The sequence below is a fragment of the Mesorhizobium sp. C120A genome, assembly GCF_030323105.1.
Classification (GTDB): domain Bacteria; phylum Pseudomonadota; class Alphaproteobacteria; order Rhizobiales; family Rhizobiaceae; genus Mesorhizobium.
In genome coordinates this window covers 5,789,978-5,804,615 of sequence record NZ_CP100476.1, presented here as the reverse complement: position 1 = coordinate 5,804,615, position 14,638 = coordinate 5,789,978, and the positions used below count along the sequence as shown (strand labels likewise).

Annotated in this window: 14 protein-coding genes; 7 read left to right on the top strand and 7 right to left on the bottom strand. The window is 64.2% G+C overall.

The annotated features are described in order from the left end of the window. Positions 1-27: 27 nt before the first annotated feature. Positions 28-318 (top strand): DUF1127 domain-containing protein, encoded by a 291-nt coding sequence (locus NL532_RS28420; protein ID WP_023670560.1) that lies wholly within the window; start codon positions 28-30, stop codon positions 316-318. 234 nt (positions 319-552) lie between these two features. Here NL532_RS28420 and NL532_RS28415 read toward each other — a convergent pair whose 3' ends face one another. The 4 genes from NL532_RS28415 to NL532_RS28400 form a co-directional block, all read right to left on the bottom strand. After that, positions 553-1,611: a DUF937 domain-containing protein gene (locus tag NL532_RS28415; RefSeq protein WP_023727720.1), complete on the bottom strand. Its 1,059-nt coding sequence runs from the start codon at positions 1,609-1,611 to the stop codon at positions 553-555. Positions 1,612-1,701: 90 nt separating this feature from the next. Next, positions 1,702-3,075 carry a glutamate--cysteine ligase gene (locus NL532_RS28410; protein WP_023681841.1) on the bottom strand — a complete coding sequence of 458 codons (1,374 nt, stop codon included), beginning with the start codon at positions 3,073-3,075 and terminating at the stop codon, positions 1,702-1,704. Between the two features lie 114 nt (positions 3,076-3,189). Then, positions 3,190-3,924: a 16S rRNA (uracil(1498)-N(3))-methyltransferase gene (locus tag NL532_RS28405; protein ID WP_023827914.1), complete on the bottom strand. Its 735-nt coding sequence runs from the start codon at positions 3,922-3,924 to the stop codon at positions 3,190-3,192. Positions 3,925-3,955: 31 nt separating this feature from the next. Further along, positions 3,956-4,603: a hypothetical protein gene (locus NL532_RS28400; protein WP_023692351.1), complete on the bottom strand. Its 648-nt coding sequence runs from the start codon at positions 4,601-4,603 to the stop codon at positions 3,956-3,958. An 86-nt stretch (positions 4,604-4,689) separates the two neighbouring features. On the opposite strand from NL532_RS28400, the gene NL532_RS28395 reads away from it, so the two are divergent. Next, positions 4,690-5,388: a type 1 glutamine amidotransferase gene (locus tag NL532_RS28395; protein ID WP_023692350.1), complete on the top strand. Its 699-nt coding sequence runs from the start codon at positions 4,690-4,692 to the stop codon at positions 5,386-5,388. Between the two features lie 277 nt (positions 5,389-5,665). Further along, a complete protein-coding gene (locus tag NL532_RS28390; protein WP_006206855.1) occupies positions 5,666-5,806 on the top strand; it encodes a hypothetical protein in 141 nt (46 codons plus the stop codon). On the opposite strand, the gene NL532_RS28385 is transcribed toward NL532_RS28390, so the two are convergent. Genes NL532_RS28385 through NL532_RS28375 form a run of 3 tightly spaced genes read right to left on the bottom strand, consistent with a single transcriptional unit; the run spans position 5,803 to position 8,572 of the window. Further along, on the bottom strand, positions 5,803-6,570 hold the full coding sequence (locus NL532_RS28385; RefSeq protein WP_023827915.1) for a metallophosphoesterase family protein: 768 nt from the start codon (positions 6,568-6,570) through the stop codon (positions 5,803-5,805). The genes NL532_RS28390 and NL532_RS28385 overlap by 4 nt on opposite strands. Before the next feature lie 55 nt (positions 6,571-6,625). Then, positions 6,626-7,762, bottom strand: a complete 1,137-nt coding sequence (locus NL532_RS28380; protein ID WP_023827916.1) for an alpha-hydroxy acid oxidase — start codon at positions 7,760-7,762, stop codon at positions 6,626-6,628. 12 nt (positions 7,763-7,774) lie between these two features. Next, on the bottom strand, positions 7,775-8,572 hold the full coding sequence (locus NL532_RS28375; protein WP_023827917.1) for an FCD domain-containing protein: 798 nt from the start codon (positions 8,570-8,572) through the stop codon (positions 7,775-7,777). A 205-nt stretch (positions 8,573-8,777) separates the two neighbouring features. Between NL532_RS28375 and NL532_RS28370 the strand changes: the two genes are divergently transcribed. From NL532_RS28370 to glcF, 4 genes are all read left to right on the top strand, one after another. Beyond that, the gene (locus tag NL532_RS28370) at positions 8,778-10,100 is read left to right on the top strand and encodes a DUF3422 family protein (RefSeq protein WP_023686827.1); all 1,323 of its coding nucleotides are present in this window, start codon (positions 8,778-8,780) and stop codon (positions 10,098-10,100) included. Between the two features lie 262 nt (positions 10,101-10,362). Next, on the top strand, positions 10,363-11,859 hold the full coding sequence (locus NL532_RS28365; RefSeq protein WP_023827921.1) for an FAD-linked oxidase C-terminal domain-containing protein: 1,497 nt from the start codon (positions 10,363-10,365) through the stop codon (positions 11,857-11,859). Positions 11,860-12,076: 217 nt separating this feature from the next. Further along, complete coding sequence (locus tag NL532_RS28360) at positions 12,077-13,288, top strand: FAD-binding protein (protein WP_023681833.1); 1,212 nt, start codon at positions 12,077-12,079, stop codon at positions 13,286-13,288. Positions 13,289-13,292: 4 nt separating this feature from the next. Continuing rightward, complete coding sequence (glcF, locus tag NL532_RS28355; RefSeq protein WP_023681832.1) at positions 13,293-14,618, top strand: glycolate oxidase subunit GlcF; 1,326 nt, start codon at positions 13,293-13,295, stop codon at positions 14,616-14,618. The last annotated feature ends 20 nt before the right edge of the window (positions 14,619-14,638 follow it).

Genomic DNA, 14,638 nt, shown 5'->3' with positions numbered 1-14,638 from the left:
TCCAGTTCGAGTCTGAAGGAGACCGACATGACCACGTTTGATTTCGCCACCGAGACCTCGCGCATCACCTCGCGTCCGGCCGTTGCGACGCGCGTGGCCAACACCCTTCTCAATGCCTACCAGGCCTGGAAAAATCGCCGGGCCTTCTATCGCCTCGGCGAGATGTCGGACGCCGAACTCGCCGATATCGGCCTGACGCGCGCGGACCTCCATGTCGCCATCGATGTGCCGTTCGGCGCCGATCCGACCGTGAAGCTGCGTGCGATTGCGAGCGATCGTGCCGATACGATCGAAGATCTCGCCCGCCAGATAGCGTGATATCGGGCGCATTGTTTCGGTTGCCGTGAACCTTTCTCAGGCTCGCCGCGACCAACGAGTATAGCAGGCTCCCCACTCCCTGCCGGTTCCCCGCCGGCCAGCCTGCACACTGGCCCGGTCCTCCTCCAGGACCGGGCTTTTTCTTTTAAAGCTCCGTCGTCATCGTGCGGTCTGCGCCGCGTCGCTTCGTTCCTTGCTCCGAAGCCGCGAAGGTCAGCGCCCAACTACCGCCAACTACCGCCGGTCCATGTCCCGCTTGAACTGGTCGAAGATCGTTTCCACGCCCTTCTGATAGTCGTCGCGCTGCTGGGCGCCGGTCTCGAACATCTTGCCGAAAATATCGTCGAACGGATTGCGTGGCCTGCCGCTCGGATTGGCCTGCGGTTGCGGCGCCTGGCGCTCCTGCGGTGCCTGTCGCGGCTGGGGTGCTTGCGGCTGCTGCGGCGCCGGCTGCCCACCGGGCAGGCCGAAGCCGCCACCACCGCCTTGCCGCATCATCTCTTCAAAAATCTTGCCCAGCGGGTTGTCGCCGTAAGGGCTCTGCGTCTGTTGCGGCTGTGCTGGTTGCTGCGGCCGGCCCGGCGGTTGCTGTGCCGCGCCACCGCCGAACATGTCCTGCAGCACTTTGCCGAGCGGATTGTCGCCATAGGGGTTGGGCGCCTGTTGCGGCTGGCTTTGCGGCTGTTGGGCGCCGCCGCCGAACATGTCCTGCAGCACTTTGCCCAGCGGGTTCTCACCGTAAGGATTGGGTGCTGGCGGCGCAGGCTGTGCCCCGCCGCCCGCCTGCCGCATCATCTGTTCGATGATCTCGCCGAGCGGATTGCTGCCGCCGCCGAAGCCACCGGCGGCCTGCATCTGACCCCCGGTCAACTGGTTTGTCGTCTGCTTGAACAATCCGCCCATCACCATCGAAGCGATGGCCGGCAGCATCTGCTGCAGGATCTGCTGGCTGACGCCGGTCGCCTGCGCGGCCTGGCTGGCCACCGCGCGCGACAGCTCCTTCGAGCCGAACAGATGACCCAGAATGCCATTGCCCTCATTGACGCCTTGCGGTGAGAAAGCCCTGGTCGCGTCCTCGAAATATTTCGCGTGCTGGCCGCTCGCCATCGCCGTCATGAAGGCGCCTAGCCCATAGGGATCGGCGGTGTTGCGTTGCAACCCTTGCGAGAAGGCCGGCAGCAGAGCCGCGACAGCCGCCTGCGTCTGCTGCATGGAAAGCCCGTACTGCTGGGCAAGCGCCTGCATGCCGTTGCCGTTCTGCGCCTGCGCCAATATGTCGAACAAGGTAGGCATCGGTTTCTCCTCCCGGAAATCCTCCAGGGAGAACCTAGTTCGTTTCGATGTTCGATTGAAGCGGCTTTTGCCGCTGCTCAAGGCGCGACGCTAATACGCATATTCCATGAACACCGGCTCGATCGAGCCGCCCCAGCGCGTGTGGTAGGCCGACAGCATTTCCTCGGCACTGGTGGTACCGCGCGCCACGACTTCGTCCAGCGTGTTGAGGAACGAAGTCTCGTCATAGCCGTCGCGGTTCTTCCTGCCGCGATTTTTCAGCCCAAGGCGCGAAATGGTCATTACATCGCGGCCGATCTCACGCAGCGTCGTGTTGCGGAACGGCGCGGAAATGCCTTGTTCCGGCACCGCATTGCGCATCGCCAGCGTTTCTTCATAGGTCCAGCTCGAAGTCAGCGCCTCGGCGGCGTCGAGCGCGGCCTCGTCATAGAGCAGCCCGACCCAGAAGGCCGGCAGCGCGCAGATGCGGCGCCACGGCCCGCCATCGGCGCCGCGCATTTCGAGGAAGCGCTTCAGCCTGACGTCAGGGAACAGGGTCGACAGATGGTTCGCCCAGTCGCCCATGGTGGGCAGTCCGTCCGGTACTTCATTGCGGGCAACGCCGGCCATGAACTGGCGGAAGGTGATGTGCGTCATGTCGTGATAGTGGCCGTCGCGGATGACGAAATACATCGGCACGTCGAGCGCCCATTCGACATAGTCGGCAAAGCCGAACTCGGGCGAGAAGCAGAATTCGAGCAGGCCCGAGCGCTGGTTGTCGGTGTCGCGCCAGATGTCGCCGCGCCAGCTCTGCAGTCCGTTCGGCCGGCTGTCGGTGAAGGGCGAGTTGGCAAACAGCGCCGTCGACAGTGGCTGCAGCTTCAGCGACACCTGCATCTTGCGGCGCATGTCGGCTTCGCTTTCGAAGTCGAGGTTCACCTGGATGGTGCAGGTGCGATACATCATGTCGAGACCCTTGGTGCCGACCTTGGGCATGTAGCGGGTCATGATTTCGTAGCGCGATTTCGGCATTTTCGGCGTCTCGGCCAGCGACCATTTCGGGCTGCCGCCGAGGCCGAGAAAGCGGATGCCCATCGGCTCGGCGATCTCGCGTACCTGCGCCAGATGCGCATTGCCCTCGCGACAGGTCTGGTGGATCGTTTCCAGCGGCGCGCCCGACAGCTCGAACTGGCCGCCCGGCTCGAGCGAGATCGCGCCCTGGCCGGTCGGCTCGACCAGGCCGATGATGCGGCCGTCATCGATGATCGGGTCCCAGCCGAGCTTTTGCTGCATGCCTTCGAGGATGGCGCGGATGCCGCGCTCGCCGCCATAAGGCACCGGCGCGTTGCCGTCGACATAGAAGGGGAACTTCTCGTGCTCGGTCCCGATGCGCCACTTGTCGCGCGGCTTGTTGCCTTCGGCCAGATGCTCGACCAGTTCGTCGATGTCTTCGATTGGCCGGAAATCGGTTGTGTCGCGCGCCATGGGGCCCCCTCTGCGGCTCTCGGAGCCCGCCGGCGCTAAATGGACGAAATGTCAGCAGCCGATCAAGCGAAAAATCCTGAGCCACAGGTCAACAGGAATTGATCTTTACGCTTCTTACCAGTCTCCGACCGTCGCCTGCATCACCGCAAGCGCCGCTACAGCTGCTGTGTCAGCGCGCAGGATGCGCGGTCCGAGCGGGATGGCAGTGACGAAGGGGAGCGCCCGCAGCATCTTGCGTTCGTCGTCGGAAAAGCCGCCTTCCGGTCCGACCAGCAGCGCCAGCTTCTTCTCCGGCACCGCCTGCAATGCCGGCAGCGGGTTGTTGGTCGAGGCGTCCTCGTCGCAGAAGATCAGTCGCCGCTCCTTGTCCCAGCCGGAGAGCAGACGCTCGAATTTCTCGGCTTCTCGCACTTCCGGCACCGCCAGTATGCCGCATTGCTCGGCCGCCTCGACGACATTGGCGCGCAGCCGGTCGATGGAGGGTTTTGCCAATTGCGTGTGCTGGGTGATCACCGGCTGCAGGATGCCGGCGCCCATCTCCACCGCCTTCTGCACGAGATAGTCGAGCCGCCCCTGCTTCAGCGGCGCGAAGCAATAAACTAGATCGGGCAAAGGCGGTTGCGGCCGCTGTTGGCTGAGCACTCTCAGCCGCACCGCCTTCTTCGACTTCGAAGCGATCGCCGCCGACCACTCGCCGTCGCGGCCGTTGAAGACCAGAATCTCGGCGCCTTCGCCGAGCCGCAGCACATGCATGAGGTAATGGCTTTGCTGCTGGCCGGCATCGAATTCGATGTCGGCTGCGAGATCGTCGGCCAAGAACAGCCGCTGCATCTTGTAATTGGCGCGCATCGCCGAGGAATGGGCGAGGCGGTGCCTGGCGTCAAGTCTCGGCGGAACGATGCCACACCGGTTCAAAACCGTGCCGCAGCACCGAAACGGTCGTGGCCGGTGTGAGCAGGCGCAGCGAACGGCCGGCAAGGCTGTCGAAGGCCGCCGCATCGCCATAGCCTGCGAACGACCAGGGCAGCGCGTTGCCGCCGCGCAGCGCATAGGCCGAGCCGCCATCCGCGATCATCGCTCCGTCCGGCAATTCGGCAAGCTCTCCCATGGTGACATCAGGTGGCTTGCCGCCCGAAGCCAGCCGCTCCTTGTGCAGCCGCTTGTCCACCATTGGCGCGCGCGGTTCGTTTACACCGAAGACTTTGCCGAAACGCCCGACAAAATCCGTGGCTCGCTCACGCCGGCAATAGAAACAGGGACGGTGCCCGGCGGCCAGCGCCGTCACCTCGTCGAGGAAGAACAACTCGGTCCAGCCGGCCCTGCCGCCCGGCCTGTTCCTGCCCATCGGCTCGCGCCGCACATTGCGGAATTGGCAGACGCAGATGATCCAGGCCGGCAAGGCCCAACGCTTTTTCAGCAGCGTCTTGGTCTCAGGATCGTGGATGATGCCGCGATTGCCGGTGAACAGGCCGCGCTCGGATATGGCATGGATGGCGCCGAACGGATCGACCCGGTTCTGCAGTGGCATAGCTCTCTCCCGAATACGCATCTTGGCTGCAATACGGGCGACATGATATCGCTCGTCGCGTCATTTCATGTCAGCAGGGTTTTGCGATGCGGGTGCTGGTGGTCCAGAACTACGACAACACCGGCCTTGGCCAGGTTGGTGCCGCGCTCGCCGAAGCCGGCGCCGATCTCGACCTGCGCCGGCCCTACAAGGGCGATGCGCTGCCGGACGACGCGACCGGACACGATGCCATGGTGATGCTTGGCGGCGGTCAGAATGCGCTGGCCGACGATGACTACCCGTATTTCCCGGCGCTGCTCGAACTGACCCGCGATTTCGCCGCCAAGGATCGCTCGGTTCTCGGTATCTGCCTGGGCAGCCAGTTGGTTGCCCGCACTTTCGGCGGTGAGAACCAGATCGGCGGCGCCTCGGAATTCGGCTGGCACAAGGTATCGCTGACGCCGGACGCCAGAACCGATCCGGTGCTTGGCGCACTTCCCCAGGATTTCCCCATCTTCGAATGGCACGACGACACTTTCGCGCTGCCGTCAAATGCGGTGCGGCTTGCCGGCAGCGAAATTGCTGAGAACCAGGCGTTCCGAATCGGCCGCGCCGTCTACGGCTTCCAGTTCCATTTCGAGGCCGACCGGCCGATGGTGAGGGACTGGAGCACGTCCTTCGCGCCGCTGATTGCCGATCGCCATCCCGACTGGCACGATCGCCTCGACAGCGAAATGGCTCTCAACGGCCCCGAGGCTGATGCCGCGGGCTTGGCCATTGCCCGCGCCTGGGTGGCGACGATCTGAACCCAGCCAACGCGCGGCCGTTGCATAATTGGCACGCGGCGGGGAATCTGCCGGGGACAACTTCTTTCGTCCTTGGTTTGTGGCCGAACGCCATCCTACAAGGCGCGCGCTATGCATCGGCAATGCAACCGCGATGAACCTTCTGTGTGATCCGCGCGACACACCGCCGATACAGAATCGACCTACAAGCGCGAAATCGTCGAAACTTTGAGACGAATTCTCGGTTTCAACCCATTGGTAACCGCCTCATGCCCAGATGCAGGAAGCTCAACTAGAGATGACGTCCGTGAAAGCAGCGCTTCTGTCCTTTGTCATGCTGTCTGCCATCGTTTTGTGCGGTCTCGGCATTTATTCCGCCGATGCAGCCAACAACCATCAGGCCGTCGACGGCTACGGCGTCACCGCCGCGCTTCGCTAAAACGCTTTTCCCTGCACAGTCAGGATACGCTTGTCCGCGCCGTCCACGGCGAGCGCGCTGAGCATGCCTGACTGCCAGGCGAGCGTGTCGACATTGACGCGGTTCGGCATCACCTCCGCCTCCGGCACCGGTGTGTGGCCGTGCACGATCACCTTCGGGTAAAGCCCTGGATGGTTGTGGAAGACGTCGCGGATCCAGACCAGATCCTGCGGGCTCTGGCTCTCCAGCGGCACGTCAGGCCTGACGCCGGCATGGCAGAAGAAGAAATCACCTGATATCAGTGACAATTGCAGCGACCGCAGGAAGTCGACATGGGCTTGCGGTACAGCATTGACCAGTGCCTGGTGTCCCCGCCGTAACGCCTCGGCCTTGCCGAACCAGCTTGCGTGTCCCGCTAGGTCGACGCCATAGGATTGTACCGTCTGCACGCCGCCATAGCGGATGAACAGCCCTTCCGGGTCAGGCTCGTCGAGAAAATCGAGGAAGCCGATATCGTGGTTGCCGGCGAGCATCAGATGCCGTGGATCGCGTTTCTGTGCCTCGATCAGGAAGTCTATGACGCCCTTGGACTCTGGTCCGCGGTCGACATAGTCGCCGAGGTGGATGACGCGCCAATCGCTGGTCGGCTTGTATTCGAGTTCGCTCTCGATGCGGCGATGCATGGCGGCGAGCAGATCGAGCCGGCCATGCACGTCGCCGATCGCATAGAGGCGCATGCCATCGGGCGCGCGCGCGTCGAGGTAGTGGATGCCGGTCTCGGTCAAGGCGGCTTCGTCTCCGTGATCCAGCGAGGCTAGGGTCTAATCGGTGAACAAGACCCTATCGCCGCAACTGGTCCTTGCCCATCTCGGTCACCAGCCGTTTGCCGCACAGTGCCAGCGTGACGTCCATCTCCTTGCGGATGATGTCCAGCGCCAGGGTCACGCCTTGCTTGCCCATGGCGCCCAACCCGTACAGGAACGGGCGGCCGATATAGGTGCCCTTGGCGCCGAGGCAAAGCGCCTTCAGCACGTCCTGGCCCGAGCGGATGCCGCCGTCCATATGCACCTCGATCCTGTCGCCGACGGCATCGGCGATCTCTTCCAGCGCCATGATTGACGACGATGCGCCGTCGAGCTGGCGCCCGCCATGGTTGGAAACGATGATGGCGTCGGCGCCGGTCTCGACCGCCATCAGCGCGTCCTCCTTGTCGAGAATGCCTTTCAGGATCAGCTTGCCGCCCCAACGTTCCTTGATCCAGGCGACATCCTTCCACGACAGGTGCGGGTCGAACTGCTCCGTCGTCCACGATGCCAGCGAAGCGACGTCGCCGACGCCCTTGGCATGGCCGACAATGTTGCGGAAGGTGCGGCGCTTGGTGCCGGCAATGCCCATCAGCCAGCGTGGCCGCATGGCGATGTTGGCAATGTTGGCCAGCGTCATCTTGGGCGGCGCCGACAGCCCGTTGCGGACATCCTTGTGGCGCTGCCCCAGGATCTGCAGGTCGAGCGTCAACACCAGCGCCGAGCATTTTGCAGCCTTCGCCCTGTCGATCAGGTCGAGCACGAAATCCTTGTCGCGAAGCACGTAGAGCTGGAACCAGAACGGCTTCTTCGTCACCGACGCGACATCCTCGATCGAGCAGATGCTCATCGTCGACAGCGTGAACGGCACGCCGAATTCCTCTGCCGCCTGCGCCGCCAGCATCTCGCCATCGGCATGCTGCATGCCGGTCATTCCAGTTGGGGCAAGCGCCACCGGCATCGCCACTTTCTCGCCGATCATGGTCGATTCCAGCGAGCGGTTGCTCATGTCGACCAGCACGCGCTGACGGAATTTTATCTTCTGGAAGTCCTCCTCGTTGGCGCGGTAGGTGCTTTCGGTCCAGGCGCCGGAATCGGCATAGTCGTAGAACATCTTCGGCACCCGCCGGCGCGCCAGGTCCTTGAGATCGGCAATGGTGAGGATGTCGCTCATGGTGGTTCCTCGTTAGCCAGTCGTCTTGAAGCCGTCGTCGGCGTCGGAGCGCTGCTTGAGCCTGAGCCGCGACACGCGCTGCCACTCGCCGCTGCGTTCGGCCTCGAGCATCGAGCGCTCGACATAGGAGATATGGTCCATCGCCGCCTGGCGGGCAGCTGAGGGATCGCCGGCCTTCACGGCTTTGTAGATCGCGCCGTGCTGGGCCAGCAGCGCCTCGCGCGCTCCGGGCACGCTGAACACCAGAAGCCGGTTCTGGAACACGCCTTCAGACAGCAGCCGGTAGCAGGAGCGCAGCGTATGCAAGAGGATGATGTTGTGCGCGCATTCGCACACAGCATGGTGGAACTCGACGTCGATTTCCGCCTCGTCGTCGAAATCGCCGGTGCGGTGCGCCTCGTCCATGCGCGCCATGATGCGGTCGAGCAGCGCAATGTCGTCCGCTGTCGCGCGTCGCGCCGCATATTCGGCCGCAACACCTTCGATCTCGCGGCGGTATTCCAGATAGTCGGTCACCGCCTTGCGGTGCATCGAGATGAGGTCGGTCACCGGCTTGGTGAACAACTGGCCGATGACGTCGGCGACATGGGTGCCGCCGCCGGCCTTGGTGATCAGCAGCCCGCGCCCTTCCAGCGCCTTCAGCGCATCGCGCAGGATCGGCCGCGACACGTCGAACTGGCGCGCCAGCTCGCGCTCGCCCGGCAGCCGGTCGCCGGTGCGCAGCACGCCTTCAAGGATCAGGCTTTCGATCTGCTGCACCACCTCGTCGGCGGTGCGCGAATGCTCGATCCTGGAGAAAATATCGCTCAACGGGGGCCTGGGAAATTGAACCGGTGTCGCGCAAGATAAAGCCAGCGTCGCCAACTGGTCAAATTATTTATCCAATTTGCCCAATCGGGTCGGTCTGCGCGTCGCGCCGGCAGGACCTACGATGCTAGACTTTGGTGTTTACGCGCCTCATGGATTGCCTTTAGAGGACGCCATCACACGAAGGGTCGAGAACAGGGGGACCACCGTGTCGGACGAGACGTCCAACCTCGAATTCCAGCCGCGCGCCCAGGGCAGCGTGATGGGCTTTCCCGCGCATGAGGGACGGCCCGGCGCGATCGGCGAGGTCCATGCCCGGCCGCATCCGCTGATCGAGAAGCCGCGCGTGCTTGTGCAACTCGCCTTCATGACCGAGGGCGGCTCCGGCGTCGACATGGCCGTGCTCTCCGAACTGTCGCGGCGCCTCGGCATCGCGGCGCCCGACCGTCATGCCCGCCACCACGCCATGAAGTGGGGCAAGGGTACGCTGCGCTGGGAGCGGCATACGGAATTCTCGACCTATCTTTGGGAAGGGCCGCTTGCCGAAAGCGGCAGGGCGCAGGAGGATTCTCCTTTCGGCAACGGGTTCTCGCCGCCGGGAACGGTGATCTCAGGCATAAGGCTGGAGATCCGCAAATGGACGCCGGCAAGCGAGAAGCTGATTGCGGCCTTCGACCCGACGAGCCTCTGCTATTCGCTGGTCGAGCGCGGCAATGCGGCCATCGTCACCGATTTCCGCCAGGACGGCGACGGCCTGACCCGCATCCTGGTGCTTGATCGCGGCCTGACGCCGGCGCGGACCGGCGCGCTGTCGCAGCGGCTGATCGACGTCGAGACCTACCGCACGCTTGCCATGCTCGGCCTGCCGCTGGCGCTGACCCTGTCGAGCCGCGCCCGTCGCATTGAAGACCGGTTGGCGCAGACCACGCTGGAAATGAAGGTCACTGAAACCCGCGACAGCCAGACGCTGCTCGCCGACCTGACCGAGCTTGCCGCCGAGCTGGAAGCCGATGCCGCCTCCAGCCTCTATCGCTTCGGCGCCAGCCGCGCCTATGACGGCATCGTTGTCGAGCGGCTGGAGGCGCTGGACGAAGAAGCCGTGCCCGGCTACGACACTTGGGGCGGCTTCCTGCAGCGGCGGGTGGCGCCTGCCATGCGCACCTGCCGTTCGGTCGAGGAGCGCCAGGCCAACCTGTCGCGCAAACTAACCCGCGCCACGACGCTGCTGCGCACGTGGGTCGATGTCGAGGTCGAGAAGCAGAACCGCGATCTGCTGGCGTCGATGAACAACCGCGCCCGGCTGCAACTGCGGTTGCAGCAGACGGTCGAGGGCCTGTCGGTGGCAGCAGTGTCCTACTATGTCGTCGGTCTGATCTCCTACCTTGCCAAGGGCGCCTCGATCTTCGGCCATGCCATTGCGCCCGAAGTCGTCACCGCCGCCTCGGTGCCGGTCGCCATCGTGCTGGTCTGGTGGGGTGTGCGGCGAGTGAGGCGGATGCACTCCGAGCCGGCGAAACATCCGGGGGAGTAGGAACGCACTTTACCCTCCCCCTTGTGGGGAGGGTCGATCCGCATAGCGGATCGGGGTGAGGGTGCTCGTAAAGAGCTTTCGTCGCGCGGACCCCCACCCCGCTCACTGCGTTCGCGCCTCCCCACAAGGGGAGGGTTAAGATCCATAGCGGCAGATTGCCGCTGCGGAAGGCGGGCAGTACGCTCTTTGCCCGACGCGGTGTTTGCAACATCCGGATGTAACTGGTAAAAGATTTTTACCAGCCAAGCGGAGGACGCCGCCGATGTCCGGCCTTGTCATGCCCAAGCCAGACGACGCCACGATGCGAAGGCGCGCAGAGATCGTCGCCGATATGCGCATCATCGTGCCGGGCGAGGGCGTCGTCGACGCCACCAACGAAATGCGCGCTTTCGAAAGCGACGGTCTCACCGCCTACCGGCAATTGCCTCTGGTCGTGGTGCTGCCGGAAACGGTGGCGCAGGTGTCGCGGGTGCTGAAATACTGCAACGACCGCAACATCCGTGTCGTGCCGCGCGGCTCCGGCACCTCGCTCTCCGGCGGCGCGTTGCCGCTCGAGGATGCCGTGCTGCTGGTCATGAGCCGCTTCAACCGCATCCTTGCCATCGACTATCCCGATCGCGTCGTCGTCGCTCAGCCCGGCGTCACCAATCTCGGCATCACCACCGCCGTCGAGCAGGAGGGCTTCTACTATGCGCCCGATCCATCCTCCCAGATCGCCTGCTCGATCGGCGGCAATGTCGCTGAAAATTCCGGCGGCGTGCACTGCCTGAAATACGGCCTGACCGCTAACAATGTGCTGGGCATCGAGATGGTGCTGATGAACGGCGAGGTGGTGCGCCTGGGCGGCAATCATCTGGACTCGGAAGGCTATGATCTCCTCGGCGTCATGACGGGGTCCGAAGGCCTGCTCGGCGTCGTCACCGAGGTCACGGTACGCATCCTGAAGAAGCCGGAGACGGCGCGCGCTCTGCTGATCGGCTTTCCGACCAGCGAGCAGGGCGGCCAATGCGTCGCCGACATCATCGGCGCCGGCATTATCCCTGGCGGCATGGAGATGATGGACCGGCCGGCGATCCATGCCGCGGAAGATTTCGTCCACGCCGGCTATCCCCTTGATGTCGAGGCGCTGCTGATCGTCGAACTCGACGGGCCGGGCGTCGAGGTCGATCACCTGATCGGTCTCGTCGAAGCGATCGCCTACAGGAACGGCTCCACCACCTGCCGCATCTCGCAATCCGAACAGGAGCGGCTGAGTTTCTGGGCCGGCCGCAAGGCGGCCTTCCCGGCGGTCGGCCGCATCTCACCCGACTATTACTGCATGGATGGCACCATCCCGCGCAAGGAATTGCCGGGTGTGCTCGCCGGCATGCGCGAACTGTCGGAGAAATACGGCCTCGGCGTCGCCAACGTCTTCCACGCCGGCGACGGCAATCTGCATCCGCTGATCCTCTACGACGCCAACGTGCCGGGCGAACTCGACAAGGCGGAAAGTTTTGGCGCCGACATCTTGCGGCTCTGCGTCAAGGTCGGCGGCGTCTTGACCGGCGAGCACGGCGTCGGCGTCGAGAAGCGCGATTTGATGCCGGAGATGTTCAACCAGATCGACCTCGACCAACAAATGCGCGTCAAATGCGCCTTCGATCCCAACCATCTGCTTAACCCGGGAAAAGTGTTTCCACAACTGCGCCGCTGTGCGGAGCTTGGGCGCATGCACGTGCATCGGGGGCAGCTGGCATTTCCGGATATTCCGAGGTTTTGATGGGGGCGGAATGTCTCACGTCGGCGATCCTTCGCGCCCCCCTCTGTCCTGCCGGACATCTCACCCACAAGGGGGGAGATCACCAGTCATCTCTGCCTTCGCCAACCTTCGACGTTGCTAGAGAGGCGCGGTCGCCAAAGCTGCTAATCTCCCCCCAAGTGGGGGAGATGTCCGGCAGGACAGAGGGGGGCGCGAAGGAACTCGACCCATCTTCGCCATGACGACCTTCACCCCCACCACATCGGCCGAGATCCTCTCCACCGTCCAATGGGCGGCGGCGGAAGAGTCACCTTTGGAAATCATCGGCCACGGCTCCAAGCGCGGCATCGGCCGGCCACAGCAGAGCGAACACACGCTCGATCTTTCGAAGCTCACCGGCGTCACCCTCTACGAGCCGGCCGAGTTGGTACTGTCGGCCAAGGCCGGCACGCCGCTTTCCGAGATCGAAAACCTGCTCGCCGAAAGCGGCCAGCAACTCGCCTTCGAACCGATGGATTACGGTCCTTTACTCGGCGGCGAGCCCGGCAAGGGCACGATCGGCAGCGTGCTCGCCGCGAACCTGTCCGGCCCGCGCCGGCTGAAGGCGGGGGCTGCACGAGACCATATTCTGGGAATCAATGCGGTTGCCGGACGCGGCGAGGCCTTCAAGTCCGGCGGCCGCGTCGTCAAGAATGTCACCGGCTACGATCTGTCGAAGCTGATGGCCAACAGCTGGGGCACGCTGGCCGTGTTCACCGATGTCACCTTCAAGGTGCTGCCGGCGGCCGAGACCGAGGTGACGCTTGCCATGCGCGGCCTACTCGACGATGCCGCCTCTGCCGCCATGGCGCTGGCGCTCGGCTCCAGCGCCGAAGTGTCGAGCGCGGCCCATCTGCCCGAACGCATCGCCGCGCGCATTGCCGGGGGCAGTCTAGGCACTGACGCTGCAACGCTGCTGCGCGTCGAAGGGTTTGGCCCATCGGTCGCCTATCGCATTGAGGCGCTGAAGACCCTGCTGAAAAATGCCGGCCCGCTGCAGGAGATCGCAGGTGAGACATCGCATACCCTCTGGCGTGACATAAGGGACTGCACGCCATTCGCCGACCGTAGCGAAAAGCCGGTCTGGCGCGTCTCCATGGCGCCGTCTCAGGCCCATCAGATGGTGCTGACGCTGCGCATGCAGATCGGTGTCAGCGCCTTCTACGACTGGCAGGGCGGGCTGGTCTGGCTGCGCATGGAGGAGGGCGATCCCGAGGCCGCCCTGCTGCGCGGGCTGATCAGAAAGCATCGCGGCGGCCACGCGACGCTGGTGCGCGCCACCCCTTCGTATCGCGCCGCCGTTCCGGTGTTCGAGCCGCAGGCGCCGCATCTGGCCGCACTGTCGGCGCGGCTCAAGGCCGAGTTCGATCCCAAGTCCATCCTCAATCCCGGCCGCATGGCCCAAGGCTAAGATAATGCAAACCAACTTCTCCCTTGCCCAGCTTGCTGATCCGCATGTCGCGGAATCGGAGAAGATCCTGCGCAAATGCGTGCATTGCGGCTTCTGCACCGCCACTTGCCCGACCTATGTGACATTGGGCAACGAGCTGGATTCGCCACGCGGGCGGATCTATCTCATCAAGGACATGCTGGAGAACGGCCGCCCGGCCGACAAGGAGATCGTCACCCATATCGACCGCTGCCTGTCCTGCCTCGCCTGCATGACGACCTGCCCGTCGGGCGTCAATTACATGCACTTGGTCGACCATGCCCGCGCCCATATCGAGGAAACTTACAAGCGGCCGCTGCTCGACCGGCTCACCCGCGCCATGCTGGCCTTCGTGCTGCCCTATCCCGCGCGCTTTCGCGCCGCGCTGAAATTGGCGAGACTCGGCAAGCCATTCATTCGTCTGTTCGAAAAGGTGTCGGCCCTGAAGCCGCTCAGCGCGATGCTGAAGCTGGCACCGGCCTCGATCCCGACGGTCTCGCCAATGGCCTCTTCCGGCATTCATGCCGGGCAGGGGACGAAGAGAGGCCGCGTCGCCATCCTCACCGGCTGCGCCCAATCGGTACTCGACCCCGCCATCAACGAGACGACGATTGCATTGCTGACCAGGCTTGGCGTCGAGGTCGTGGTGCCGCAGGGCGAAGCCTGCTGTGGCGCGGTTGTCCATCATATGGGCCGCGAGGCAGCAGCCCTTGCCTCGGCCCGGCAGAATGTCGATGCGTGGACGCGTGCCATCGACCAGGGCGGGCTCGATGCCATCGTCATCACCGCGTCCGGCTGCGGCACAACGATCAAGGACTACGGCTTCATGCTGCGCCTCGATCCGGCCTATGCCGACAAGGCCGCGCGGGTCTCGGCGCTGGCCAGGGACATTACCGAATATCTCGCAAGCCTCGACCTGCCCGAGCCGGTGCGCAAACCCGGCACCGTCGTCGCCTATCACTCCGCCTGCTCGATGCAGCACGGTCAGAAGATCATCCGCCAGCCGAAGGAATTGCTGTCCAAGGCGGGCTTCGTCGTGCGCGAACCGCGCGAGGGGCATCTGTGCTGCGGCTCCGCCGGCACCTACAACATCCTGCAGCCGGAGATTTCCGCAAGGTTGCGTGACCGCAAGGTGAAGAACATCGAGGCGACCGACGCCGAAATCGTCGCCACCGGCAACATCGGCTGCATCACCCAGATCGCTTCCGCCGCGAAGCTGCCGGTGGTGCACACGATCAAGCTGCTCGACTGGGCCTATGGTGGTCCGAAGCCGGAGGGCGTCTCCGAAGGAAACCTGGTCGCCGCCGAGTAAGCAGCTATTCCGCTGCCAGC

Bases quoted from the DNA above. Each gene is read 5' to 3' on its own strand.
- NL532_RS28420 (WP_023670560.1), top strand. From the start codon at position 28: ATGACCACGTTTGATTTCGCCACCGAGACCTCGCGCATCACCTCGCGT.
- NL532_RS28415 (WP_023727720.1), bottom strand. From the start codon at position 1,611: ATGCCTACCTTGTTCGACATATTGGCGCAGGCGCAGAACGGCAACGGC.
- NL532_RS28410 (WP_023681841.1), bottom strand. From the start codon at position 3,075: ATGGCGCGCGACACAACCGATTTCCGGCCAATCGAAGACATCGACGAA.
- NL532_RS28405 (WP_023827914.1), bottom strand. From the start codon at position 3,924: ATGCGCGCCAATTACAAGATGCAGCGGCTGTTCTTGGCCGACGATCTC.
- NL532_RS28400 (WP_023692351.1), bottom strand. From the start codon at position 4,603: ATGCCACTGCAGAACCGGGTCGATCCGTTCGGCGCCATCCATGCCATA.
- NL532_RS28395 (WP_023692350.1), top strand. From the start codon at position 4,690: ATGCGGGTGCTGGTGGTCCAGAACTACGACAACACCGGCCTTGGCCAG.
- NL532_RS28390 (WP_006206855.1), top strand. From the start codon at position 5,666: ATGACGTCCGTGAAAGCAGCGCTTCTGTCCTTTGTCATGCTGTCTGCC.
- NL532_RS28380 (WP_023827916.1), bottom strand. From the start codon at position 7,762: ATGAGCGACATCCTCACCATTGCCGATCTCAAGGACCTGGCGCGCCGG.
- NL532_RS28365 (WP_023827921.1), top strand. From the start codon at position 10,363: ATGTCCGGCCTTGTCATGCCCAAGCCAGACGACGCCACGATGCGAAGG.
- NL532_RS28360 (WP_023681833.1), top strand. From the start codon at position 12,077: ATGACGACCTTCACCCCCACCACATCGGCCGAGATCCTCTCCACCGTC.
- glcF (WP_023681832.1), top strand. From the start codon at position 13,293: ATGCAAACCAACTTCTCCCTTGCCCAGCTTGCTGATCCGCATGTCGCG.